This is a genomic window from Spiroplasma endosymbiont of Sarcophaga variegata (genome assembly GCF_965178695.1).
GTDB classification, from domain to species: Bacteria; Bacillota_I; Bacilli_A; order Mycoplasmatales; family Mycoplasmataceae; genus Spiroplasma; species Spiroplasma poulsonii.
Window position 1 is genome coordinate 1574838 of the sequence record NZ_CBCXVU010000002.1, and the last position, 25882, is coordinate 1600719.

The 25882-nt window shown below is 24.7% G+C and carries 31 protein-coding genes and 4 pseudogenes; 23 read left to right on the forward strand and 12 right to left on the reverse strand.

Translation table 4 applies throughout. The annotated features are described in order from the left end of the window. The first annotated feature begins 272 nt into the window (after window positions 1-272). From ACOBME_RS10330 to ACOBME_RS10375, 10 genes are all read left to right on the forward strand, one after another. A complete protein-coding gene (locus ACOBME_RS10330) occupies window positions 273-860 on the forward strand; it encodes a hypothetical protein (RefSeq protein ID WP_338966159.1) in 588 nt (195 codons plus the stop codon). A 148-nt stretch (window positions 861-1008) separates the two neighbouring features. Further along, window positions 1009-2646, forward strand: a complete 1638-nt coding sequence (locus tag ACOBME_RS10335) for a hypothetical protein (protein WP_338966162.1) — start codon at window positions 1009-1011, stop codon at window positions 2644-2646. Between the two features lie 82 nt (window positions 2647-2728). Then, the gene (locus ACOBME_RS10340; RefSeq protein WP_338966165.1) at window positions 2729-3181 is read left to right on the forward strand and encodes a hypothetical protein; all 453 of its coding nucleotides are present in this window, start codon (window positions 2729-2731) and stop codon (window positions 3179-3181) included. 39 nt (window positions 3182-3220) lie between these two features. After that, window positions 3221-3886, forward strand: coding sequence for a hypothetical protein (locus ACOBME_RS10345; protein ID WP_338966168.1), 666 nt, complete (start codon window positions 3221-3223; stop codon window positions 3884-3886). Window positions 3887-3901: 15 nt separating this feature from the next. After that, a complete protein-coding gene (locus ACOBME_RS10350) occupies window positions 3902-4282 on the forward strand; it encodes a transcription antitermination factor NusB (RefSeq protein ID WP_338966171.1) in 381 nt (126 codons plus the stop codon). 50 nt (window positions 4283-4332) lie between these two features. After that, window positions 4333-4881, forward strand: a complete 549-nt coding sequence (locus ACOBME_RS10355) for an ERF family protein (protein ID WP_338966173.1) — start codon at window positions 4333-4335, stop codon at window positions 4879-4881. Further along, entirely contained in the window at window positions 4881-5042 is a 162-nt protein-coding gene (locus ACOBME_RS10360) for a hypothetical protein (RefSeq protein ID WP_338966176.1), read from the forward strand. The genes ACOBME_RS10355 and ACOBME_RS10360 overlap by 1 nt, the downstream gene beginning before the upstream one ends. Before the next feature lie 180 nt (window positions 5043-5222). Further along, the gene (locus tag ACOBME_RS10365; protein ID WP_338966178.1) at window positions 5223-5378 is read left to right on the forward strand and encodes a hypothetical protein; all 156 of its coding nucleotides are present in this window, start codon (window positions 5223-5225) and stop codon (window positions 5376-5378) included. Then, complete coding sequence (locus ACOBME_RS10370) at window positions 5368-5571, forward strand: hypothetical protein (protein ID WP_419335198.1); 204 nt, start codon at window positions 5368-5370, stop codon at window positions 5569-5571. The genes ACOBME_RS10365 and ACOBME_RS10370 overlap by 11 nt, the downstream gene beginning before the upstream one ends. Then, entirely contained in the window at window positions 5564-5698 is a 135-nt protein-coding gene (locus tag ACOBME_RS10375) for a hypothetical protein (protein ID WP_338966180.1), read from the forward strand. The genes ACOBME_RS10370 and ACOBME_RS10375 overlap by 8 nt, the downstream gene beginning before the upstream one ends. A 70-nt stretch (window positions 5699-5768) precedes the next feature. Here ACOBME_RS10375 and ACOBME_RS10380 read toward each other — a convergent pair whose 3' ends face one another. From ACOBME_RS10380 to ACOBME_RS10405, 6 genes are all read right to left on the reverse strand, one after another. Next, window positions 5769-6107: a hypothetical protein gene (locus ACOBME_RS10380; RefSeq protein ID WP_419335200.1), complete on the reverse strand. Its 339-nt coding sequence runs from the start codon at window positions 6105-6107 to the stop codon at window positions 5769-5771. Window positions 6108-6180: 73 nt separating this feature from the next. After that, window positions 6181-6807, reverse strand: coding sequence for a hypothetical protein (locus ACOBME_RS10385; RefSeq protein ID WP_338966186.1), 627 nt, complete (start codon window positions 6805-6807; stop codon window positions 6181-6183). Window positions 6808-7219: 412 nt separating this feature from the next. Next, window positions 7220-7816: a hypothetical protein gene (locus ACOBME_RS10390; RefSeq protein ID WP_419335202.1), complete on the reverse strand. Its 597-nt coding sequence runs from the start codon at window positions 7814-7816 to the stop codon at window positions 7220-7222. Further along, window positions 7806-8744 (reverse strand): hypothetical protein, encoded by a 939-nt coding sequence (locus ACOBME_RS10395; protein ID WP_338966192.1) that lies wholly within the window; start codon window positions 8742-8744, stop codon window positions 7806-7808. The genes ACOBME_RS10390 and ACOBME_RS10395 overlap by 11 nt, the downstream gene beginning before the upstream one ends. Before the next feature lie 6 nt (window positions 8745-8750). Then, a complete protein-coding gene (locus ACOBME_RS10400; protein ID WP_419335204.1) occupies window positions 8751-10115 on the reverse strand; it encodes a hypothetical protein in 1365 nt (454 codons plus the stop codon). 15 nt (window positions 10116-10130) lie between these two features. Then, window positions 10131-10592, reverse strand: coding sequence for a hypothetical protein (locus ACOBME_RS10405; RefSeq protein WP_419335206.1), 462 nt, complete (start codon window positions 10590-10592; stop codon window positions 10131-10133). Window positions 10593-11091: 499 nt separating this feature from the next. Between ACOBME_RS10405 and ACOBME_RS10410 the strand changes: the two genes are divergently transcribed. Next, a complete protein-coding gene (locus ACOBME_RS10410; RefSeq protein WP_338966200.1) occupies window positions 11092-12144 on the forward strand; it encodes a hypothetical protein in 1053 nt (350 codons plus the stop codon). Window positions 12145-12163: 19 nt separating this feature from the next. After that, window positions 12164-12664, forward strand: coding sequence for a lipoprotein (locus tag ACOBME_RS10415; RefSeq protein ID WP_338966202.1), 501 nt, complete (start codon window positions 12164-12166; stop codon window positions 12662-12664). Between the two features lie 45 nt (window positions 12665-12709). Here ACOBME_RS10415 and ACOBME_RS10420 read toward each other — a convergent pair whose 3' ends face one another. Continuing rightward, on the reverse strand, window positions 12710-13522 hold the full coding sequence (locus tag ACOBME_RS10420; RefSeq protein ID WP_338966204.1) for a hypothetical protein: 813 nt from the start codon (window positions 13520-13522) through the stop codon (window positions 12710-12712). Between the two features lie 7 nt (window positions 13523-13529). Here ACOBME_RS10420 and ACOBME_RS10425 point away from each other — a divergent pair, with 7 nt between their 5' ends. The 10 genes and pseudogenes from ACOBME_RS10425 (at window position 13530) to ACOBME_RS10470 (ending at window position 20456) form a co-directional block, all read left to right on the forward strand. Then, on the forward strand, window positions 13530-13685 hold the full coding sequence (locus tag ACOBME_RS10425; protein WP_338966611.1) for a hypothetical protein: 156 nt from the start codon (window positions 13530-13532) through the stop codon (window positions 13683-13685). A 107-nt stretch (window positions 13686-13792) separates the two neighbouring features. Further along, a complete protein-coding gene (locus ACOBME_RS10430) occupies window positions 13793-13942 on the forward strand; it encodes a hypothetical protein (RefSeq protein WP_338963269.1) in 150 nt (49 codons plus the stop codon). After that, window positions 13942-14193, forward strand: coding sequence for a hypothetical protein (locus ACOBME_RS10435; protein ID WP_338963270.1), 252 nt, complete (start codon window positions 13942-13944; stop codon window positions 14191-14193). The genes ACOBME_RS10430 and ACOBME_RS10435 overlap by 1 nt, the downstream gene beginning before the upstream one ends. A 410-nt stretch (window positions 14194-14603) precedes the next feature. Beyond that, window positions 14604-15566, forward strand: a complete 963-nt coding sequence (locus ACOBME_RS10440) for an IS1/IS1595 family N-terminal zinc-binding domain-containing protein (RefSeq protein ID WP_338963247.1) — start codon at window positions 14604-14606, stop codon at window positions 15564-15566. A gap of 322 nt (window positions 15567-15888) precedes the next feature. Continuing rightward, window positions 15889-16323, forward strand: a pseudogene (locus tag ACOBME_RS10445) (DUF3627 domain-containing protein). 151 nt (window positions 16324-16474) lie between these two features. Then, on the forward strand, window positions 16475-16678 hold the full coding sequence (locus tag ACOBME_RS10450) for a DUF2649 family protein (RefSeq protein WP_338964616.1): 204 nt from the start codon (window positions 16475-16477) through the stop codon (window positions 16676-16678). After that, entirely contained in the window at window positions 16678-17691 is a 1014-nt protein-coding gene (locus ACOBME_RS10455) for a hypothetical protein (RefSeq protein WP_419335208.1), read from the forward strand. The genes ACOBME_RS10450 and ACOBME_RS10455 overlap by 1 nt, the downstream gene beginning before the upstream one ends. Further along, window positions 17684-17944 (forward strand): annotated as a pseudogene (locus tag ACOBME_RS10460) (hypothetical protein); the annotation flags it as partial. The gene ACOBME_RS10455 and the pseudogene ACOBME_RS10460, both read left to right, overlap by 8 nt. A gap of 50 nt (window positions 17945-17994) precedes the next feature. Continuing rightward, window positions 17995-18333 carry a hypothetical protein gene (locus ACOBME_RS10465; RefSeq protein WP_338964619.1) on the forward strand — a complete coding sequence of 113 codons (339 nt, stop codon included), beginning with the start codon at window positions 17995-17997 and terminating at the stop codon, window positions 18331-18333. Continuing rightward, window positions 18248-20456 (forward strand): annotated as a pseudogene (locus tag ACOBME_RS10470) (spiroplasma phage ORF1-like family protein). The gene ACOBME_RS10465 and the pseudogene ACOBME_RS10470 overlap by 86 nt, the downstream one beginning before the upstream one ends. Before the next feature lie 329 nt (window positions 20457-20785). Here ACOBME_RS10470 and ACOBME_RS10475 read toward each other — a convergent pair. Continuing rightward, a complete protein-coding gene (locus ACOBME_RS10475) occupies window positions 20786-20908 on the reverse strand; it encodes a lipoprotein (protein WP_338964746.1) in 123 nt (40 codons plus the stop codon). A 119-nt stretch (window positions 20909-21027) separates the two neighbouring features. Here ACOBME_RS10475 and ACOBME_RS10480 point away from each other — a divergent pair. Further along, a pseudogene (locus tag ACOBME_RS10480) lies at window positions 21028-21999 on the forward strand (IS30 family transposase). Window positions 22000-22131: 132 nt separating this feature from the next. On the opposite strand, the gene ACOBME_RS10485 reads toward ACOBME_RS10480, so the two are convergent. From ACOBME_RS10485 to ACOBME_RS10500, 4 genes are all read right to left on the reverse strand, one after another. Further along, on the reverse strand, window positions 22132-23562 hold the full coding sequence (locus ACOBME_RS10485) for a hypothetical protein (protein WP_419335210.1): 1431 nt from the start codon (window positions 23560-23562) through the stop codon (window positions 22132-22134). 79 nt (window positions 23563-23641) lie between these two features. Continuing rightward, complete coding sequence (locus ACOBME_RS10490; protein WP_338966215.1) at window positions 23642-24571, reverse strand: hypothetical protein; 930 nt, start codon at window positions 24569-24571, stop codon at window positions 23642-23644. Window positions 24572-24574: 3 nt separating this feature from the next. Further along, complete coding sequence (locus ACOBME_RS10495) at window positions 24575-25231, reverse strand: hypothetical protein (RefSeq protein WP_338966217.1); 657 nt, start codon at window positions 25229-25231, stop codon at window positions 24575-24577. Window positions 25232-25306: 75 nt separating this feature from the next. Beyond that, window positions 25307-25855: a hypothetical protein gene (locus tag ACOBME_RS10500; protein WP_338966220.1), complete on the reverse strand. Its 549-nt coding sequence runs from the start codon at window positions 25853-25855 to the stop codon at window positions 25307-25309. Between the last annotated feature and the right edge of the window lie 27 nt (window positions 25856-25882).

Here is a 25882-nt window from a genome sequence, read left to right on the forward strand (position 1 = left end):
CACGAGAAATTCGTGAAATTGAACGACGACAAGTAGAACACAATCATGAACGATTAATAAAAGAAAAGTTAATTCAAAAAAATATTCGCAAAGAAACACGGTATCAAAAAAAACTACGTCAGCGAAAAAGTTAAACCAAAACCAATACCACAGATTTTAATTAATAAATATCTGGCAGAAGGAAAAAAGGTTATTAATGGTTTTTTAGTTGACTCAGGAGAAAACAAAACTGGTAAGGAACAGCAAAAGAAATAAACAAGTGGGGAATAACAATGAAAGCAACATTATCAACAGCAGACTTAATTCGAAAATATTTTGATGAAGTTGTTACTTCAAGTGGGATTGATCCTAAAAAACGACCAGATGTTGCGCTGCAATGAGCGCAAGAAAAAGAACTTTGAGCGCAAGAAGCGGATGCTGAAATACAACAACAATTATTACAAGTATTAAAAGTTAATCAAAACGTTCAAACCCAACAGTTGCACCACCAACAAGAATTAATTTTGCGTGACTTACAACAAGCACGGTTAATTGAACTACGAAAACGAGAAGAATATTTAGCAACATTAGCAAAACCAGTTAAGTTACCAAAAGTAAATAAAAAAATGCTTAATAGTGATGTTGAAACAAAGCATTCTTTTCCAAAATCCTTTTTTAAGAAAGATAACAAAATAGGACCTTCTTATGAAGAGGATAATTATGGCACAATCCTAATGCGTGAAATTGGACAAGCATTAGCTAATGAATATGAAATATATCATCCTGTCCAAATTGAAAAACCAATTAAGCAAGTAGTTGCTATGAAAAAACCAAAAAAGTACCGTTTAATTTACAAAAAAGGGCCAAAATCACGGTGATAGGGTCTAAAAAATAATAAAATAATATTATAAATATTTTTATAAAAAAAGCAAGGTTTTTTACGAAAACTATTTAAAAAACTGCAAAAATTTTATATAATATATGTATGTATTAAAATAATTAGAAAGTAAATAAAGAGGACTAGAAAAAATGGCAAAAGAAAAAGACACAGATACTGTTGTCGTTACTCGTGCTGATTATGGTAGCATTATTGATTCAGAACGAGATGCAACAGAACTAATGGATAAAAAACTAACTCCAGCAACAATTAAAATTTTATTAAGACAGTTAGATGAAAATAGCCCAGAGTATCAAGCATTAAAACAAAAATATTTAACCGAGGTAGTTGGGACTAAAAAGAAAGGTGTTATTCGTTTAAAAGATAAAGATAATGCTTGAGAAGAACAAAAAAATAAAAGTAAATTTATTGATTATAGTTATCGTGTTGACAAAGAAATTCCAGTTTTTGCAAGATTAAACAATCACAAAGCAAAACAAGCAGCTAGTAAAAAATCAGCAGCAAAAGTGAAACCGCCAGTTCAGGAAGACATTCTAATCTCAACACTATTAAATCAACCAAGAACTAATAAAACTATGAATGGAACAAAAAAGTCTGCTAAAAATGCCCCTCTGAAAACAACTAATTTAATTAAACCACCGTTAAAAGACAGTGAATTAATTAATGATGAGTTTAATACTTTCTCAAATTGGAATAGTTTAGATGTTGATCGTGTTAAAACAAAATTAGGGTCAACAGGATCAGAACCAGATGAAACTAGAACAATTATCCGTCGGAACGAAACAGAAGAAATAACAACAATTAGTCGTGATTTACGTCCGATTTTAGCCCAACAAATTTCGCAAATTAAACGAAATGGGTTATCAGTTGTTGACTTTGTTGTTGATTCTGATGATAAAATTGAAATTGAAAAAGGGGATGAAGAAATTCTTGTTCGTTTAATCAAACAAAATCAAGTTGAAATTAACTTAAATGAATTTGCGGCAAGAGATATTGTACCACCAAAACCAACACCAGTTAAAATTATTCGGACTGCTGAAGATCCATTATCAATGGAAGAACGATTAATTTTACGGTTAGAAAACAAGGCTCGTTTTTATAAATTAAATGTGGAAGAACAAACACAATTAGAACACTTAAAAGCAACCTTTGTTTTGAAAACAAAACAAAAAAATAATAAAAAAGAAACTGCAGCACAAAAAGCAAAGAACAAAAAAGGGCAAGATGCAACAATGGCCTTTGCGAATGAGCAAGCAGAATTGGAAAATGAGGATCGTTATAAAACAACAAATTATAATCATCAATATGATGAAAAGAAACGACCTAATGTTGATCAACGTTTAGTTTATGAACAAAAAATGCTACAGTATTTGTTGGAAGTTCGCCAACAATATGAACAAGGTTATAATCGTCAAATTTCCCAGGAATTAGCTGACTTTAACCGAGCAATAAATTTATCACGAACAATTAAAACAAAAGATGAAAAATTAAATGAGGAAATTTTACAAAATCGTAATAAATCAATAGCATTGTTACGAAAACATGTGATGTTATTAAACCAGAAGCAATATGCTGAAATCAAGTTGTTAGATAAACAAGTCCTTAAATATAAAAACACAAAAGGAAATATTGAAGAGTTTATTAAACGCCAAAAAGAATTTCAACGATTGTTACGAATTCGTGAAGAAGTAAAAGAAAATCGCCAAGCTTTAATTGAATCGCTACGAGTGCAAGCACAATTGATGCAAGAAGCACGCGATAAAAAATAACGTATTAATTATCAACTCGTTAACTATCAACCAAAATTAGCAATAAAAGAGAGATAGAATAGGAAACAGGAGGTAACGAGAAATGATAAGAGATATTAAAACCGGACATTTATATTTTTTGCATAATGGAAAAATTATTTGTATTGATCGAATGCATAAAAATCAAATGTTTTTTGCTGGTAATGAACAAGATTATAATCATTTTATTAGCTATAATGTTTATACTGAAGACAATGTGGCAAATTCCCAAACTAAAAATGATTTTATATTATTACGAAATGTTAAATTACATGGGAAATTATTATATTTATATCCAAAGGAAATTAGATTTTTAAAATTAGCAGAAATTAAAGCACCACTATTACTTAATGGTATTCATGTTCGTGTTCATGAAAAAACTTTTGATTATCAAGAAGCATTAACGCGCAAAGACAATGATTATTTAATTGAGCAGTTAATTGCTGAAGATGAAATCCAATATCGTTATCAACATCAAAAACGAACTAGTCATTTTTGACATCGTAAGAAACCATAGGTTTCTTTTTTACTTAATTTAAGAGAAAGGAGGGAAATAATGTTAAGTCATAAGAAGCAACAATATTTAACAAAAATTCGTCAGGAATTAGGATTACCAGCGTTAAATTGAAAACAAGAATTAAAATTGGAACAGTATCGGTATTTTGATAAAATTATTGAACGGTATGTTAAAACTGTTAGTTATATGTGATATTTTAAAAATGTTGCTTTTTATGATGATGTTAGTAAAATAACATATTATTTTCCTCGCTTAATTTTAACTCGTAAAAATCTTTATTTTTTAAAAATGCAAGCATTAATTGCTCCAGTTAAGACAACAATGGCTGCTTCGGTATGAGAACAAAACAATACTTTGATTACTTCTCCAATTGTTACACAACAATTTATGATTAATCGGATGATGAAAATGATTAATGTAAAACAGTTCTTACGAACAGCAACCATTAATTTAGTTGTTGTTAATAGCAAAGAACCATTTACACTAACAGATGCTACAAGTTATGATAATATTCAAATAATTAATCAACAACAATATCATTGAAGTGATATAATAAAACATATTGAAAAGAATGATGATTTAACAAACGATCTTTTAGCTGATGAAACAATTTTAATGTTACATCATTTATTTGGCGTTCATAGTCATCGTCATAATTCGCGGTTACAAAAACGAAGTTTATTTTGTTTATATCACTATATTTAAGAAGGAGTATGTCACGTGTCAAAACGCCAAGAACGGATTAATATTATCAATTTGTTATATCGTCATTTTATTTTGAAACATGATGTTTTAACAACAAAACAAGAGGCTTATGATTTTTCACAAGTTGTAACAACTAATGTTGAATCAGAACAAATTTATAATATTTTGAAAAATTTACCAACAATTATTGCTCTTATTAATCAGTATTTAAAACCAGGATGAAAGTTTGAACGACTAAGTAATTATCATAAAGCTGTTTTAGTGTATGGCGTTTATGCAATTCATTATCAAGGTTTAGCAAAAGCAATTGTGATTGATGAAAGTTTAGAAATTTTAAAACTTTATAGTGAAGATACTGATTTTAGTTATATCAATTCAATTCTAGATCAAATTTAGGGTTTTTATTTATTTATCAAAAAAGAACGAAAAAAAAGTAAGACAGTGATTTGTATCAAACTTTAAAACCACAATTAAAAGAGCATCATATAACTTATACAATTCAAGCAGTTGGTGAACCAACATTTATTAATAATGATAAAATGGTAAATTATTATTCAAAAGGATTATTAACACTTTATAAAAATGATGAAAAATTAGAATTAGGAATTATTTTATCAGCACAAAATTCAGATATTGCAAAAGCAGTTGGTAGTGCTTTAACTTATGGTGCTCGTTATTGATTGTGTAAGACATTTGGTATAGCAACTGATGAATTAGACCCTGATAGTACTGAAATAAGTAAAGAAAATAGTAATCAAGTTATTAAAGAAACTAATAAGCAACAAATTAATAATTTAAATCTAAATTGAATGAGGGAAGAGCATTTTAATAATATTAAAGATTTTATTACAAATACAAAAATAGAACAAGATATTATTTCAAAAGGTAAAAATTGAATAAAAGAAGAATTAAATGTTGAAAAATTATCACCAGTTATAATTAGAAAACAAAGCGAAGATTTTTATTATCAATTTAAAGAAAGATTTTTAAGATAATGATAAAAATAGGTATTGACCCATCAGGAACTGGTACTACTGCTATTGTTATATATGAAAATAATAAATTAATTAAACAAAATGAATTTACTAGTAAATATTGAAAAGAACATTATAAATTTATTGATGAATTTATAGATGAATATTTATATTCAGCTTAATAAATCATCTCTATCTTTACTAGCATTAGCAGATGTATATAAACAATCTTCAATATTTAATCCTTTTGGAAAAAGTTCACCTTTATTTTTTACATAATAAGATTACTGGGTGCGATTGAAAATACTTGAGTTAGTTATAATTGGGTATCACCTAAACATACTAAATCAGTTGTTAAAAATATGGAAAATTTAAGTAAATATAATGATAGTTGTATATGAAAATTTGATAAAGATACTAATTTAACTTATCAATATGGTAAAGGTTGAAAATATAATAATGATAAAATAAGTAATCATTTACGAGATGCAATTATTATTGCTAATTATGAAAGTTAATATTATGAAACATTCATATAATCAAAAAACAGGAAAGTATTATTCTTGCAAAATTAGGAATGTTAATATTTACTTAAATAAAAATGAAGAAAAAGTTTGAAATGAATTTAATAACTTTACTTATTCGCAACGAATTGAATATCTTATTAACTTTTATATAACACACAATAAAGGCAATGAGAAACATGAATAAATATATTTTATGTTATCGATCTGAACAAGGTAATCGCCATTGTAAAAACCCTCGTGGTGAATATATAATTGGGATTGATAAACAAGATGTAGATATCACAATTCAACCTGAGACTGAGAATATTTAATCAATAAATATGATGAAAAGAATTTAATTATCTTAAAAACAAATAAAAAATAACCTTAATTGGTTATTTTTTAAATACTATTTGTTAGTTGTCTAATAGCATCTTTTTGTGCTTGTTTTTTGTTGTTTACTTTAACTTGTTTTTTAACATTTTTAATTTGACCTGTTTTTAATGCTAATTCTGTTGCATAATCAGGTCCTCGTAAATGTTTTTCGTGGGCAATAACAGCAGTTCTTAATTCTCTAATTTCTGCTTTATATTTTTTAATTTTTTTAGCAGATAATCCAAGAATACCAAGACTACCCATTCCACCAGCACCCGCTAACACAAGTAAAGCAATTACTATTTCATTACTAATTTCCATTTCTTTATTTCCTTTCCTATCCTTACTCAAACAGTGGCCATCCATTCTTTCAGAACAAAATAATTTATAAATTAAACTATATAACCACCCAAAAATATCAACCGCCCCTATATATAGTTTATTTTAAATTTAATTCTTTGTTATTTTCTTCTTGTTTTTTAGTATATTCATCTTGCATATTTTTAAATATTTCTTCTGTTATACCATCCAAATTATTTCATTGTCTTGCTATTCTTGGTTGAACAACACGAGAATTAATTCGACAATCTAAGCAATGTCTTAAATGGTCTTTTTTTCATTTTGATTTATCAATTCAAATGATAATTAAAGAAATTATTAAAGTAATTAAAGGTAATATTGTAAATACTAATCCCAGTTTAGAAACTTTTAATCGTGGAATATCAATTTTCATATCTACTTTGGGTTTACTACTAGCAACAAATATACCCTGAATTCCGTGTGTAAATAAAGGTGTTAATAAAATAGCAATGCCATTACCTCAATATTGACCATAATTATATCAATTAATATTATCTTTTATTGCATTGATCATGCCATATTCTAATCAAAAATTTAATGCTAAAAATATCAATGTATAAAAACTAACTACTCAACTACGAATTTTATATTTTCTTTCTCATTCTCTAATATCTTTATGAGTTCAATTATAATTCGGAATAGGGTCTTTTTTAAATCAATTTCAAGGTAAGGCACCCTTTAATCAAGTTGTTTTATCTTGTTTCATTAATTAAAAATCCTTTCTAAATTACTTTTTTTCTTTCAATATACAACAATCCTTTAATTTTAACACTATTTGATATTGATGATAATTTAAACTCACCGTTGGAAAATAATTGAATGGTAATTCAACCACTTGGATTATTTCCATATGATATTACACTTGCTAATTTATCTTGTTTAAGAATAATATATTGTGAAGTTTTGACAATATATTTATTATTTTGCTTATCAATATAATTTTTATCTAAATCACTATCTTTAATAACATCTGATGGAATTTCACCACCTTGTTTTGCTTTTCAGACATTATTTTCATAATAAATCGTTTCATTATCAAACGGAACAATAAGTTTAATATATTCGTTATAATCAATTTTAGAAAAGTCATTAATAGTAGAAGAATAAATAATATTTATTTAATTATCAGTTTGTAATCGTTCTTTTAATCAAAATAATAATGTTGGATAAAAAGTTTTTTTACTAATATGCTTATATTCTTCTTCTCATGGATGAGCATAATTATCTAAACTATAATTATAAGGTCTAGATACTGTTTTACTAGATATAATATCAATAATTTCACCTGCTAATTTTAAAGCATTTTTTACATCACGAGTAATATTTTCATTTGCTTCGGGGTCATTAGTTTGTGAATATGCTACAACACCTTGTGAAAATGAAGCACTACCAGTTAAATCATTAACTCCTTTTGGTAAATATCAATTTATAACTGCTAATAAACAAGCAGATTGAATATAACTTAATCATTTATCATATTCAATTAAACCAGTATTATCTTTTTTTACTCAAGGAAACAAATCTTTTTTATTAATTTTATCTGAAATTGTTCCACCTGATAATCTATCCATTCATAAACTAGTTTTTAAAATATCATTATAAATTAAATTATCATTATAAGCAGATTGTTTACGATCATTAATAGGTTGTCAAAGTTTACTTTCTTTAACATCTTCAACTGTTATAAATAACAAATTACTTAAATTATTTTCCATATAAAACACCCCTTAATTGATTACGATATTTATTTTTTAAATTATTTTGTTTATAACTATTAACCTTTCTTTTGGTTTTATTAATTGCTTTAATAGTTTGATTAGCTTTGTAAAACATATTTTTAACTGGTGTTTTATATAAATTCTTAATATTTTTAACATCACTTCGGCGTTCACGATATCATTTTTTATTATTAATTTCACCAGCAAAATTAAAATTAAAATGTCCAATCTTTAAATTATTAATAAACTTTTTAATTTGTTGTAATTTTTGAACTGTTGGTAATGTTAATTTAGTAGTTCCTTTGGGATATTTTTCTTTTAATGCTTGTGGTAATTGTTTTTTAATATAATTTCTTAAATGACTAGGTAATCATTTTCTTAATCAATAACGCCAAAATAAAGTCCCTGCATTAGATACAGCATTACTTAATAATTTTCATATTTCAACTGGAACACTAGGATAAACATGAGGTCCATAAAACTTCGGATGTTTTGCTTTTTTTGTATATATTAAAATAGTTAAATTACCTGTTAAAGTTAACTTATTTGTAATATTAAACATACCACTATCAAGTCAACTACTATTTAAAGGTTGTCAATTAGTATTTAGATAATTTTCATTTTTAAATTGTTCTCTATTTTTAATATTATTATCTTTTTCTAATTGACTTAATATTTGTTGTATTTCTTTTTTATGACCTTTTTTAATTAAATATAAATAAGTAAATGGATTTAATCACTGATAAATATCTTCAACTTTACTTGTAATTTTATTATATTTATCAGTAATATAATTAATTGGTTTTAATACTTTATTTTGAACTTGATTAACTCTATTAATTAAATTTACAAATTTACTTATTAAAGGTTTATTTTCTAAATTAGATACTAATAAAGTTAAAACTCGTAAAATTAGTAAGTTCATTGTTTATTAAGAATTTTTAATTACTACCTCAATTGGATTTGTTTGACCAGTAGCATTGTTTTTACCCTCAATTTGAACTTCAACAGTTTTATCATTTGTAATATTAATTGGTCAATCTTCACCCTTAGCTTCAATAAAGTAATCATAATCATTCTCAGTTAAAGAACTATCTATGGCTTTAACTGCTTTTAAAACGACAGCTTTAAATTGTGGTTTTAATTGTTCGGCTGTTGTTTGAGTTGGATCGTCAACATGAATAGTTGGTTTATCTAATTTATTAATCCCACTAATATCAATTTTATTTGATGATGGAATTACATAATCAACAGAAACTCTAAATGTTTTATTAAGATTACTTTTAGCAGTATTAATTTCTGCTTGTGTAGGTGCTTTTTCTAAAATAATTTTACATGTTTTTGGATATAAAATAGTTGGTGTTGCATATTGTACTTTACCAATTCATTTATGGTTAGCAGTATCATTATCTAAAACTTGTTGAATAGCATCCATATTAATTGGATATGCTCATACTTGTTTATTAATAATTAAACCATTTACATTAGTAAAATTATAACCTTTATCACGATTAACTTGTCCTTTTGTATATGTTTTTTCTAAATGAAAACTTTTAGATACAGGAATACCCGTTGCAGTATTTTCATATAATTCACCATTAACCATTGCTTTTAATTGGGCTTGTGAACCAATTACTTTTAAATACGCAGGTGTTAATCCTAAATAGGCTCTACGACCTAAAACCATAAACATTTTATCTGTTGGTAATCCAAAATATAAATTACTAATTTGATTAGTTAATTCAATCAAAGTTTCATTTAATGTAAAGAATGCCTTATTTGCATCATCAGCATTTTCTGCTGTATAACTACGAAATGGAATTACTTCATATTGACCACCTGCTAAACAATAATCATAAATAGCCTGAATTAATTCACATTCTAAATTAACAAATTTATTTTGTACAACACTAGAAATAGCATCAGCAATAACACCATTTTTAATATTTTTTTCTATTAATGCTAAGTCAAAAGCCTCACTCATTAATTTTAAATTAAATCTCTTATCAATCGGAACTGGAATTCTTGTTAATCCCATTGTTTGAGTTGTTCCACCATTTGGTAATGAATAATCATCTTGTCATACCACACGATGAGTTAAATTATATAGTGCTTGTCCTGCATTAGGTAATCAAGCAACTTGTTCTGCGGTTGCAGTAGCATACTGCATAATACTTGCATATTCATTATATAAAGGTCCACGCAATAAAGCATTAACCATATCAACATAGGCTTTTTGACCTGTTGTGTTACCTTGTAATGTAAAAGGTACTTGTGGCAAATTAATTGTTGCCATAATTTCACCCCCCTATTATCTAAGGTTTTTAAGTGTATAATCAGTTAATTTTTTAATTTCTTCTGGAGTATATGCTCCTTTTTCTTTAATAATTTCAATTTCATTATTTTTATTTTCAACCGAATTTTCAATCATTTCTTTAATAAAATTAGTTGGTGAAACTGATGGTTGTTCTTCAACAAACAAATCAGGTTTTAATTCTTTTAAAGTTTGTATTTTTTTACTTAAAGAACTACCACTAACTTTATTTAAATTAGTTTTAATATCTTCAATTTTAGTCGATGGAACATTTTTAAATGCTTTTAATTCATCTAATTCATTAGATAATTTAATAAAGTCTTTTTTTGATATAACATCTTCGCGTTTTTGCACACTTTCTCTGATTTGCTTTGCTTCATTATTAAACTGATTTAAGATATTTTCAGCAATCTCTTCACTTAAACCTTGTTCGATTAATTGTTCTTTTGTAAGTGCCATTTTATAAACTCCTCTTTTTTTATTCTTGTTCGATTAACAAGTCAGCATAAACTCTTTTTTATGGAAAAAGATTAAAACGTAATTTAATTATATACCAATAGTTTATAAATACAATACTTTATGTATAAAAATACTAAACAAATAAAATAAAAAAATACCTAAGGTTACCCGCATTTACAATGCGATTAGGTCATCCGGATACCCGAAACCGTAATTACTTAGGACTTACATATAAATTATATCATTTATAAAGTCATTTATCTATATTTTAATAATATTTAATATAATATAAATATTAATATATATATATTTTTTTTTTAATAAACTTAATATATTTCATTGCTAATTTATCCCTTAAAACGCGTCATAAGAGCTATTTTTCAAGATAAATTTTTAAAATAATTCATAATATTTTGCTTGCTTATATATATATATATATATATAATTCAATTAGATCTTGATAAAAGGCTTCAAGATTAAGAAAAGGAGAAATACAAGTATGAAAACATTACAAAGTTTATTAAGTGTATTAACAATTAGCGGAACTGCTGTATCAACAACAATTGCTGATTGTCCTTATTATAATAATATTAAAGATTTATCTGAATTAAATTGAACAGGTTTAAATATGACCAAAAATAAAAGAAATACACAAAATAATCAAACTAAACATATATTTAAAACTAATGGAGCTGATAAGCCAACAGAACAACAAATCAAAGAAAAAATAAATGAATTAAATCCCCAAGTAAATATTAATAGTATTAATGTTATAAATATTAGTGAAAATAGTGCAGAAATCACTATAACTGGTTTTAGTGGTAAAAAAACAATTAATTTTACAGTTAATAAATCTATACCTTTAAACAAAGTTATTACAAATACTAATTTGGGAGAAATAGATTTTACAAAATATGGCTATAATGAAATACAAATAGTTAAAGACTTATTAAAACATTTTAATCCACAATTAGATATTTCAAAAGTTGATCTTAAAGGTTTTTCTATAAATAGGTCCACAATTAAATCAACCGATACAAGCATTTATACTGGTGAAATAGATGTTAATTATTCTCGGCCAGTAAAATCAGTTTTTAAAAACACTGAATTAGGATTAATTAGAATTAATGGTGTTGATAAACCAACAGAACAAGAAATTAAAAATAAAATAAAAGAATTAAATAAAGATTTAGAAAATAATATAAATGATTTTGAAGTTAGAGATATAACAACAACAAATGCAAAAATAAGTTATAAAAGACAAGATATTTTAAGTGGTGAAGTTATAGTTAAATTTATATCTAATATTAATTTAAATAAAATTATTAAAAATAATAATTTAGGTGAATTTAAAACTGAAAATTTATCTAATCCAACAAAAGAACAAATTAAAAATAAACTAAAAGAAATGTATACCGACTTAGATATTACAAAAATCAACGTTGAGAATATTACTAACAGTAGTGCAAAAATCACTTCCGCTGATGAAAATGTTTATACTAATAATGTAAATGTTAACTATACTGTTTCAGTAGAATCACTTAATTGATAATAAAAGAGGAAATAATCAAATGAAAAAAATATTAAGTCTTATAGGAACAATCACTTTAATAGGAACAAGTACAACAAGTTTAGTTGCTTGTAATAAAATACATGATCAATATACACCCGAAGAATTAAAAGAACTTAAAGAGAAAAACAAAATAAATACAAAAGATGAAACTATTAAAAACAACTTAGAATGAATAGCACCACAAGAAAAACCATTTAATGAGGTTGATAATAAATGATATTATGTATTATGACGTGGTGATAAAAATGATGATTGAAAAATTGTCAAATTTAAACATAAAGAAAATAAAGGTTTAATAGAAGATTATAATAATTTTATTATCTGTATAAATAAAGAAAAAGAATTATATATATTCAAAAAACAAGGAAAAATAGGTTTAAGCCAAAAATGAAATAAAAATGATGATTATTTTAAAGCAGTTTATCGTTGAAATTTAACTACACAAGAACCTAATTTAATTATTGATAATAAAGGTAATATAAAAGTTAATGGTGAATAGAAAAAGAAATTTAATTGACATTATCATATTAAATCTCTTTTTATTTTATCTTGGTTTAATTGTTATTTTAACAGGGTTATTACTATTATTTTTAATACCAAATACATTTTCATTGTTAATATCTATTACTAAAGCTTCATCATTACCAAAATAATTAAAAATTTTGTAATTTCCTAAACCTAAAATAAATTTACCTAATACTACTTTTGAAAATCTAATTTTTAATTTTAATTCATTAGTATAATATACCTGTAAATATAATTCTGTAATTTTATTGCTATCATTATCAGATAATTTTGTTATTTGCACTAATAATTTAAGAAAATTTTGTTGTAAATAATTATAAAGACTAAAATAATCTCTGCTTATTAAACCATTAGTTTTAAAAGTAGCAATCGTTTTAATATCATTAGTTATTTCTTTTGTGTCTATTGTAAAAGTATTTGGGAAATTAACATTATCTTGTTGTAATAGACCTTTTTGTTGTAATTTTAAATCTCTTGCTAAAGAAATGTACCCGCCCCTACAATCTCTATCACCAAATATTATATTAAAATATCTTTTTGAAATAAATTTTTCTATTTCTGGTGGTACACATTCAACTTGTAAATTATTAAGATTACTTATTTCAATAGTTTTATATGAACTAATAAATTTATCAATACTTTGAATTGTTGGATCAACTTGTCTTAAATCAATTTCTATTTCATAATAAGCATAATTAAATTTATCATCAAATAAATTAATAGTATCATTATTTTTATTCTTACATTGTGCTGGTGCTGTAATTTTAGTTATTAATGGCTGTGCTGTATTAGCATCTCAGATATCTTTGGTATAAGGTTCATAGTTAGGCATCGTGTAGGTGAAGTGCAACAAATCAACTCAGAAAGGAGTTGATTTTTTAATGGAAAGAAAACATTATTTTATTTTACGGTCCTTAGTAACTAAGTATGGAAAAGATAATGTTATTAATACGGTAAATAATATTGTAATTAATAATGAAAAAGAAGATGAATAAATTATCCGCGTAATTTATTAGAGGTAATTTATTCAATATAGTTTATTTTGAGCGTAGCGAACACGCGAAGCGTGCCGCGAAAATTAGATTTTTAGGAGGAATAAGTTATGCCAGTTTGATTAACGACAATTTTTAGTGTTGTTATTATATTAGGTATTTTTGCTTGAATTGGTTTATCAATTTATCAAAAAATTCGTCAAATTCAAGGAAAGAAAAAAGATAAAAAAGAAATTAAAAATAAGGAGGAAAATAAATAGTGTTATGTATGTATTTAACAACAGCAATTAATTTTTTAGCAGTTGGTGATAAGCCTACTATTTCAGATGGAATGGGTTCTATTTGAAGTGGTTTAGGACAAGCTATGATGAAAGTTAAAGAAGCAATTTATGCTGTATTACCACAATTAATGACCTTTTTAGGTGATGCGTGAATTATTTTAATTCCATTTGGTATTTTTGTTATCATTAAGATTTTAAACTTTTTCCGTGTTATGGTTAAAGGATTTTAATATTTATTATTATTGATCATATATCTTAGCTATGGCACACTAGCTTTTATGTGAGTTGATTAAATAATTTTGTTGTTTATTTTTGTATTACACACTGTCTATAAGTTATTATTGAAATTATTAGTAATGAAATAATTGTTTTAAAGTAGGATTTAATAAAAATAAGAATATTTTTATTAGGGGTCATATTAATAGTAGTTTTGGAATATAAATTTTTATAATATTCTTTATAAATATATCTACTTTCTTTTTAAAATTTGTAGGCAGTATGTAGTGCAAAAATATCAATTTAATTATAAATGATTAATTTTATATTTTAATAACTATTATCTTTAATTTTGTCGAAAACTCTTGATATTTATAAAATATACCTAAAATTAGGTATATTTTTAATATATAGAGGTAAATAAATGATGAAAAAAATAATTACAGAATTAATAAATAGCTTAACAGATGATCAATTTTTAGAATTTTATGAAAAAATAAAACAACAAGCAGACTTAATTAAAAAACAAAAACGTTTAAATGAAATTGATCAAAAATTTAGAGATAAAGGCATTATATGTCCTAATTGCAAATCTTTTCATTGTGTTAAAAATGGTCATAATTCCGAAGGAAAACAAAAATATTTATGTAAAAAATGTCGTGCTAGTTTTGATGCATTTCGTCATCATTTTACTTATTGAAGTCATTTAAATTATGAACAGTGAAATTTATTAATTCAAATTTCATTGTTAGGACAATCTAGTAAAATAATTTCTCGTTTTATTAAAACAACCCCAAAAACCGCTTGATATAATCGACAAAAATTAATGCAATCAAAACAATTAGAAAATACACAGTTAAAATTTAAAAAATTAAATGGTCAAATCCAAATGGATGAAACATTTATTAAAGAAATTCATAAAGGCAATTTTAAAGATAAATTTGATAAACGAAAAACTCATCTCGATCCATTTTCAACTGATACCAAATGCTGTATTCAAATGGCGGTTGATAGCAATAATAATATTTTTGTTCAATCCACCAATACCAAAAGATTACAAAAACAATGGATTATTGAAAATATGAATAAGCAACTAATTAAAGAAAAATCAATAATTATTTCTGATATGCAACCACTATATTTATTAGTAGCAAAACAAACAAATTCTACTCTATATTCCACCAAAACTAGTACAAACCCTGATACTAGTTATCAAAAGTTAAATAAGATTAGTAAATTACAATCCAGTCTTAAAGAAGCCTTAATTCATTATCATGGTTTGGGTTTCACTAATATTCAAAATTATTTAAAGCTCTGAAAATGAAAATACCAACACAAAGGTTTAACACCAAACCAACAATCAACGGTATTATATTTTAACGTTTAAAAAATTTAAAGCAAAATCATAATCTTACACAAAATTAGTTTTCAAATTGTCATATTGATGATTTTTTTTATTTCATCAAGAGTTTTCGACAAAATTAAAGACTATTATTAAAAATTAAATAGTATTTTTCAGTGTGTCAATTTTTATTATTTTATATATTTAACATTGTTAATAACATTGTTTATTAAACATTAAATAAACAATATATAGCATTATGTATAACATTGTTAATAATCAGTGTTTTTATCAATAAGTAAACAATATATAAACATTAAATATAACATTGTTTATTAAATAAATATTTAGTTAGGAGTTGATAAAATTGAGTAATTTTGTTAAGAAAAATCAAAATATAGAAAATTATTTTATTCGTAAAGAGTTGATAGTTTTTGAAACAGAAAAAGCAATTTTTATAAATTTACCTAATCATAATCGTCATATTGGTTTTTGGTTGAGTAATAAATTTATTTATCTGAGTGAAAAACACTCAGAACAAGTAGCAATCTGTTTTATTTATGATAATTCTTATCCTATTGTAAAATATGATGAAAATTTAAAACGTCATGTGTGAAAATATTTAACTGGAGCAGAACTAATCAATTTGTATAATCAATACAAATAAAATTATTTTACACAAATGAAAAAAGCAATATTTCCTGGTGAACCTCAAAAAGTAAAAACAACTAACAATAATTTAACAAATTGAAGTGATGAAAAAGTAGATAAATTAATTAATGACTTGAAGGACTTAAATTAATGGGTTTATATGATTATTGAGTTCAATTTGTTAGTTATATTATTGGTTCAAATGCTCATGAATTTTTATATGTCATATCATTTGTATTATTTATCGTTTTATTTTTGGGGATGTTTTTTAAACTTATTCAGAAAATGTGGAGTTTTTAAATATGCAAAATGATTGAGAAAAATTAAAAGAGTTTTTTATTTATGTATTTTTGTTTATAGATAAAACGAATGTTGAAATTATTACAACTTGAAATTTAAATCAAAATGAATATTTAACTCTTATGATTGGTATTTGAATTGTGATTTTATTTTTAACGTGGTTTTTATTGTGAATGGTTTTTAAAATAGTTGGGTATTTTAAGTAATGAAAAAATTTATATTTTTCTTAAAAAATTATTGTTATATTGGTGGTTCAATGATTTTGTTTAGTTTAATTGATTTATTACTTTGAATAATTTCATTAAATTATACCGGTTTAGTATTTTGATTATTGTTTGCTTTGCAATGTGTTTATTTTGTCTGATGAGTTTGAAAAAACATATTTTATCAGTTGAGTGCTTTTCGTTTAGTTAATTTTGTTTGAGATAATCCGTTATCAGTAATTATTGGTAAGTTAGGGACGGGAAAAACTTTACTTTTAACTTATTTATCACAAACTATGAAACTATTAACAGATAAGATTTATAGTAATTATCCGTTAGAAGATGATAAAGTTAAAGTTTTAACATTTAAAAATTTAGATTTTACAGATAGAACAAAACCAGTTCCCCCAGATGATAGTGTTATTTTATTTGATGAAAGTTATTTATATATTGATGGAACTAGTCCCCACGATGAGAAAAAAGTTCGTAGTGGTAAAATTCCGTGAATTGTATTAGCAAGACATTTTGGTAATCGTGCTTTATTTACTGCTCAGCGTGATGGTATGATTTGAAATAATATTCGACAATTAGCAAGTGGTATTATTATTCCAATTTCATTGAAAAAACCTATTGCTAAAAAAGGATTTAATTTTTTTAATCTTTTCTTTATTATGCGAATTGGTATTTTTCAAGATATTACAGATTATGAAATTTGAAAAACAAAATCAGTAGAACGAACAGCCGAAGGTAAACGAGCAAAACATAAGTCGGATGTTGGGTTAGGAATTCGGTTTTTTAAAATAATTATTCCATTAGAATTTGCACAGAAATATGATAGTAAATGATTAAAGTTTGTTCGTGATTTAAAAAATGATGAAATAGTTAATTATAAAGAATATTATTGGTCAGAAATTACTAAATTAAGTGTTAAAGAGCGTTTAGCATTGTTTGATATTGATATTTTGAAAAAAAATTTAAAACCTAAAAAAGAAAAAGGAAGTGATAAAGATGATTAATTTATTATCAGAAAGTAATAATTGAGATAAGATTTTTAGTTTGATTTTTGATGTATTTTTGTTTATTTTTGATGTAATTTGAAATACTAAATTACCAATGACAAATACAACTATTGCTTATTTTATTATCTTTTTTATGGTTGTTAAGTTATCAATTTATGCTATCCACGGAACAAGAACACAATATAATGAATTAGGTTCAACTGTTAAAAACAATACATCAAAATTGTATGCTTCAACAGTACGTGGTGTTAAAAAAGCACATAAGGCTAATAAAAATGGTCGGTGAAAGGAAACAGATTAATGATTAGATTAGTTTTATTAGTTGCTGCAATTGCTATTTTTGGTACTAGTTTTATTACGGTGATTATAAATCAATTAACATCAGCAAAAAATATCATTATGGATTTATATAACTCAGATACTTTTTTACTTTCTTTGTTTGGTAAAATGGCAATTTTGTTTAGTCATCCATTAATGTTAACAATATCAAGTTTATATATTGTTGGGTTTATTGTTTCAAAAACATTGTATAGTTGGGGGTTGAATTATAAATATGAAAAAATCATTATCTTTATTTGCCATATCTATTTTAGGTATTTTAGGTTTAATTATTCCATTTATTACTTTAACAGCATTTAAACCCTTAAATCAGCAGAATTATACTGTTAATTAACAAACAATGGGAATGAATGAAACTGATTTTATTAATACAATGTTTTTACGCAGTAGTTTTTTTGAAAACTGGTCTGAAACAAATTACTTTATTAATCCAACTCTAAAAACATCACAAACATTAACTTATAATGATAAATGATATTTAGACTTTTTAAAGGATAGTTATTCAACGGGAATTTCATTTGATAAGCCTAGTGATGAGTTTATGGATTTATATAAAAATTGAGATACTTATGCTAAACAATATAATATTGATAAATTCTATTATGTTGATAAAAAACAATTTTTAAAAGAATTAACTAATTTTTCTTATTCTTTTGCTAAGTATTTTAATACTGTGGAAGTTATTAATAAATTAGAAAGAGGTATTGATAATTTACAATTAGTTAAAATGATTAATGAGTTTTGAATACAAATTCCTAGAACACAGGCACCTAATAAAGAATTTTTAACTGCTACTAATAAATGATATTTTTATGGAGAAAAAAGAAATGGTCAATATTTGCTTACAAAATTTTATTTTGATAATAATTTTATTAAAAATCAAAACACTTGATGACAACACTTAAAAAATGATTCAGATTTTATTTGAAACTATAATTTAGTATATCGTTGAGATGGAAACGGTGAACCAGAATTACCAGTTGTTGATAATGATGGCAAATTAAAATTATATACTGAATATTATCAAAATGTTCGTTCTTTTTTGCTTAAATATATTGATGTTATTGTACAAGAAAATATCCGAATTCAGCAAGGTGGTAATCCAAACTATGATGACCCAAATTTGGGTAGTGAAAGAATAATTTTTGATTTTGAAATTATTAATAATATGGAAAAATTAGATTGAAAACCTGATGTTATTTTAACTAGAAAATCAATTTATCGGATGATTTTAACAATTGATGAAAATAAAAATATTATTGCTGGTAGTTTAGAATTAACACATTTTAAACAATATTGGGATGGTAATAATGCAAATAGTTATTGGTATACTGATGGATGATTTAGGTTTTTTATTTTCTTTCATAAAAGAAAAAGAAGACACTTTTAATTTTAGTGCTGAAACTTATAATTATTATCAAGGTAATTCTCCTAATATTGGTAAAATGGTTTTTGAACAGATGAAAGGTCAAATTGATATTAATAAATTTTTAAAAGCCTTTTTTACCCATGCTTTGGTACCTGTATTTCAAAATCGCAGTAATTTTATTGAAAGTGGTTATATTGATAATTTACAGTATGATACTGTTTTAATTAATTTTTTTGGTTTAAAATTGATTAATTTTAGAGATGTTTTAATTGATGAAACTAATACTAATAAAAATCAATTTGAAAAACTATTAAATAGTATGTTTACGGTTTCCCAAAATTTTTATAAAGATTATTTACGTACCATTTTTGATTTAGAAAATGATACTTATGTACAAGGATATAATAAAAAATATGGTTTATTAGCAAATAATGGTTTTAAAATTTATCCTCGTTATTTTTATTTTTCTGATAAATACAATCAATTAGACATTAAATTGTATTCAGCATTTAAAAATCGTTTTTATAATACTAATTATGGTAATGTATTTAATTATGATTTTTCAGTTGCAAATAATTATAATATTAATCAAAATGAAGGTTATATTTTTGAAGGTGCTTTAAAAGATAAATACGGTTTAAAATACAAAAAAATTGAAGAACAAAAAATCGGTTATAATGTTTTTGAATTACAAGCCCAAAAAGAAAATGATATGTACCGTTATTATGATTTTAATTTTGGAATTTATAACTGACAAGAAATAAATAATGGCGGGTTGTTTCCTGATGGACAATGATGACAAGCCCAATATGAAAGTTGTAGTTGATATAATTTAGCGTGTCATATAAAAAATGCTGCAATTTGAATTGTAAATAATATTCCCGGTGTTAAACAAGTAAACGAATTAGCAAGCGGTGTTGGTAAAATATTTCAAACAATATATAGTTTTTTTAGTCAAACATTTGAGGTATGAAAATTTAGTCCAGCATTATATAATACAATAACAAATATATTCCTATTAATTATCTTTATGAAGTTTGTTCGATTAATTTAAAAAAGGACTTGTTAGTCCTTTTATTCTTTTCAATCAATTATTAGTCCTGTGTCTTTATTAATTTCTGGTATTTGTGGTTCATTGTTTTTATTTCAACGATATACTAAATTATAGTTTCAAATAAAATCTGAATCATTTTTTAAGTGTTGTCATCAAGTGTTTTGATTATTAATAAAATTATTATCAAAATAAAATTTTGTCGTTATATAATTATTTTCATATTTATTTATATAAAAATATCATTTATTAGTAGCAGTTAAAAATTCTTTATTAGGCGCCTGTGTTCTAGGAATATTAGTTCATTTGCTATTTTCTGGTAGTTGTTGTGGTTATGGTGTAGGTTTATTACCCCCCCCGTTTTCATTATTATTTGGTTTTTCACAACTAATTAATGTTGTTGTACTTGTTGCTGTTAATCCGATTACTCCTAAAATACTTAGTAACTTTTTCATATTTTACTTCTCCTTTATTAAAATTACTTGAATGCTATAATTGATTTTATCATATATCAATAATGTATTAAATAATTTTAATATTAAATTTATAAATTAATGAAAGGTATATAAATGTTATGTATAGTCATTTAAGTTTTATCGATAAGGTTAAATTGGAAAAATTATTATTATCAAAATTATTTTTAAAAAAGAATGGTGAAATAAATATTTCACAAATTGCTAAATGTTTGAACAGAAATCGTAGTACTATTTTGCGAGAAATTAAGCGTTTTAAAACTATTGATGAATATAGTGCTTATAAGTCAGATAAAATGTATTATGAGAAAAGAAAAAAGAATAATAAAAGATATAAGTTTACATAAGAACAATTAAATTTTATTAATATAAGATTTAATGTTTATCGTGATTCTCCATCACAACTTATTCATCGTTATTTTCTAAAGTTTGGTATTAAATTTCCTGTTTGTGTTAAAACATTGTATAAATGAATTCGTTTGGGTTTTTATGTTTTTTTAAAACAGAATTTACGTCATCGTGGTAAAAAATATAAAACAAAAGGAAAATTTGATAATCGTGGTAAATTAATTAATTTTAAATCAATATGAGATATTGAGAATAAAGAGACTGATGTTGGTTGATTTGAAATGGATACCATAGTTGGAAAAGAGCATCAATCTAGTAATTTGGTTTTAGTTGAACAAAATAGTAAAAGTTATTTTGTTATGAAATTAAAAAATCATACTGCTAATGAAGTTGTGGAAAAGTTTAAAGATATTGTTATAAGTAATAATTTATTTGGGAAGATTAAAGGAATAATAACTGATAGAGGAAAAGAATTTAGTAAATGAAGAGAATTAGAAATATTTGCTGAAACACAAGTTTATTTTTGTGACCCTGGTAAACCACAACAAAAACCATTAATTGAATATATGAATTCTGAACTTAGACAATGATTTCCTAAGGGAACTGATTTTAATAATGTTAGTCAACAAAAAATAAATTGAGTAGTTAATGTTATAAATGATAAATTAAGGCCTGTTCTTAATTGAAAAACAGCAAAAGAGGTATTTTCAGATAATTTTAAATAGGTTTATTTGAAGTAATTTAATAAATTATTTTTTAGTGTGCTTAATTTTCCTTAAAATAAAATAAAAACTATAAATATTTTGATTTTTAAAAATTTATAATTGATTTTTTATGATTTTTATTGTATTATTTGACTAATAAGATTTGTTGCACTTCATTTTACATAATTCCTTATATGGTACTGGTGGAAGAACATATTGTGGGTAATTAAATGTTGGTATTTCATAATCATGTGGGAGTAAGAAACTAGTTTTATAATTAGTTGTCATATCGCGTAAATAATTATTTAATGTACTTTTTGTTTTACCACGAAAACTCCATACTGATAAGCGTAAATAATCTTCTTCATTATTTGTATATGGGTTATCAGCATAAAAGATAATTTCAAAATTACCTTTATATAATGCTTGAATTGAAAACATATCAATAATATAACTACAATTTGTTCCATCTGGTGTTTGTAAGAATTCGCAATCAGTATCTTTTTCACTATCACTAACTGGTATTTGCGCATCTACTGCTTTGGTTTGTTCATTAATTAAATAAACTCGTTTAGTTTTAGGATTTAATTGTTTTAAATTATAAGTTGAATAAATTAATTCTTCGGTTGGTTTACCATCCTTAGTTAAAACAGTACCTTTGCATTTATCAGTTAATAAAGTTGTAAAACCTAAACTAGTAGCATTAGCACCAAAAATAGCACCAACTTTATCATTACCTTGTTGTCTAAATATTTCAAAGGGTAAATAACCTTTACCTTTTGAGTTTTCAGACCAAAAAGCATCATTATAAAAACTATAAACATTAGAACTCATAAAACCATTAAGAAATTGAAAATTAGGTCAAGTTTTTTTATCTTGGTTAATAACTCATCCTCATGGAATACCAAACGAAATAAAGTTTAAGAATTTACCAACTCCACCTGGAATAGTAAAAGGATTAAATACTAATTTTTGTGTATAGTTTAAAGGTAGTACTGTTATTTGGCGATTAATAAAATTATTCATATTTAAAATATCTCAAACATTACAAGACCCCATTTTATTATATTCAAATTGAACTTGTCCAACTGTATTACCAAATTCATCTTTTCTTCTAAAATAAGATGATGCTTGGGTACTAATAATATTATTAAAATCTTCATTATTTACTTTTACTTTATCAGGTTGAGTAATCATTCAATTTTTAGACCAATAAAATTCAGAATTATTATCTTCTTCCTTAATAGTTGTGCCAACCGTAGGATTAGTTGCTGTTGAACTTGCTTTATCAGTTATAACAATTCCCTCACTATTTTTTTGATTTCAAAAGTCGTATCTACTTTCCATATCTTGCTTTCAATCTTCATAACCAGTTATCATAGTTGGTTGAATACCTTGAATGTTATATCAACTTACTTCGGGTGATGCATAAGTATTTATTTTATCAGGTGGAGCAGGATACATATTATACATTAATAGATCTCGTGAATTCATTACTTTTTTATTAAATTGACATTTAATAATTGGTCGGCCAATAACAGGCATATTAAAAAAGATAGGATTACCATAAAATTTAACTGCCATTGCTCTAACACCTGGGTCTTTTAATAAAACTTCATCTAATTCAATAGTGGATGTATTTGTTTTTTCATTATAAGTTATTTTAGGAAAACAATAACCCTCGCCCGGGGCCGCTGGTCTGAATAAATTGTCTTACTGATAAACCACTATTACTAATTTTGTCATTAATACTTGAAAAGGTAATTTCTTGTCATAAAAAACTACCATCATAAGGTGAATAATAATTAATAACATTTGATGGATATAATCATTGTCTATCTTGTGGTGCAGAATTAATATCACCACCACCAATATTTAAACCACGATCATTAAATACAGTATAAAAATTATAATAATCATTAATATTTAATTTATTTACATCTTCATCTAAAATTAATAAAGTATATTGTCTTTCAGTTGATTGTTGAGTAAATACTTGTTCAAATTTAGCCTCACCAAATTGAATTGAACTTCTATCATCAATCATATAAGCATCTCAATATTTACCAACCTTAACTTCTTTTGTATAAAAATTATCGGCTTTATTATCATTATTAATAAAATAACTTAATTTATATTGATTTAAGTATGCCAGCATTCTATTAATATCATAAATATTTTCACCATCAATTAATTTTCAATAAATATTATTATTTTCATCTTTTAATTTTATAGCAAAAGGTGTTTCATTATTTGCTCATATTGTTGAATTAACTGGTTGTTTATTAAAATCATCAATTGTTAAAATATTAATTTCTTCACCTTTATATTTTTGGACTATTTTTAAACTATCTTGTCATTGCGCAATAGTACTTTCCATATTATCAAATATTCGTGAATAACTACCATAATCACTGGGTTTAGCATTATTTGGTTTTCATCCCGTTTCTGTATCAGGAATATATGAACTATAAACATTAAACGGAAAGACCATTCAATGACGATTGTCTTTTATGTTTTCTCTGATATCTATTAAAGTATCATGGGCTTGTCTTCGTAATTCTTCGATAACCCCTGAGTTAATTCTACTCATTTTTTAATTCTCCTTAATTTCTGTTCTACCTTGTACGGCATTTTGATTATTACCAGTTTCATCATATTCTAGTAATTTATTATTATGTTCTATTTCTTTTGCTTGCATTTTATATTGTCATGCTTCTACTTTTTCAAAATATTTGGTTGCTTCTAATTCATCAATATTTTCATATTCAGTAATTGCTCTTATTGGTTCCATTGTGCCATTATCTAATCTAGCAGTAATTAATTCATTTTGTCGAATTTGATCAACCAAACTTGCACTAATAAAATCAAAACCATATTCTCGTTCACCAACACCATCTCATAAACCATAATATTTTAAAACAGTATCAAACATTTTAGTATAGTATTGCTTACGATATGCTTGTAAATATGCTTGTTTTTCTAAGTCTTTTGTTTTAGTTAATAATGACTGTGTTTTATTTTGGTCATTATCTGATTTATCACCAAAAGGACTAGAAAAATGACATGCTAAGTATACTTGTTCAATAATAGCTTTTTGGTCTTCGGTATATGTTTCTAAGGTTGGTGTACCTTGTACTACTTGTAAAGATTGGGATAATTGACCATCTACTGCTGATTGACCTGATTGAATAAAAATATCATCAAAAGCGTCTTGTAATACTTTTTTATTGCCTTTGTTATAAGCAGTCATTAAATCATCATCTAATATTCCATATCAATGAGTACGATTTGCTCATCTTTCTTTTGATTTAATATTAAAACTATCTTATAAATCAAATTGTAATTTATAACAATTTGCCATTGTAGGCCATGGGTTTAATGTAGTTGATGTAGATAAAAATAAAGGGTTGGGTTCATTAATCATTTCTCAAAAAGGGACAATACCTAATTTGTTTTTAAATTCTTGTACTAAAATAGGTTTAACATCATCTTTAATTTGTGTTTTACTTTGTCCAACAACTACTTCATTATTTTTAGGTCAACCTTTTATAACTATTTTATCTTTGGTACAAATTAAATTTAAAATAAAACCACTATCTGATTGATGATAATTTAATCAAATATCAGCACCTTGTTCAATTTCGTTTATTTTACTTACACGAGATGTAAAGTTAAAAGGGTTAATTCATAAATCAATATTGCCGTCATTAGTCTCTAATAAACCAAAGATAGTTTTACCCATTAAACTTGCTGTTAATTCATTTTTATCTAATTTTTCTTTTATTTTATAAGTTTCATATCATCAATTTAATTTTTCTAAAATGTCTTTACGATGAGACTTAAATAAAATATCTTTACCATTAACTAATCTCATTTGATGACTAGCAATAATATTGGCTAA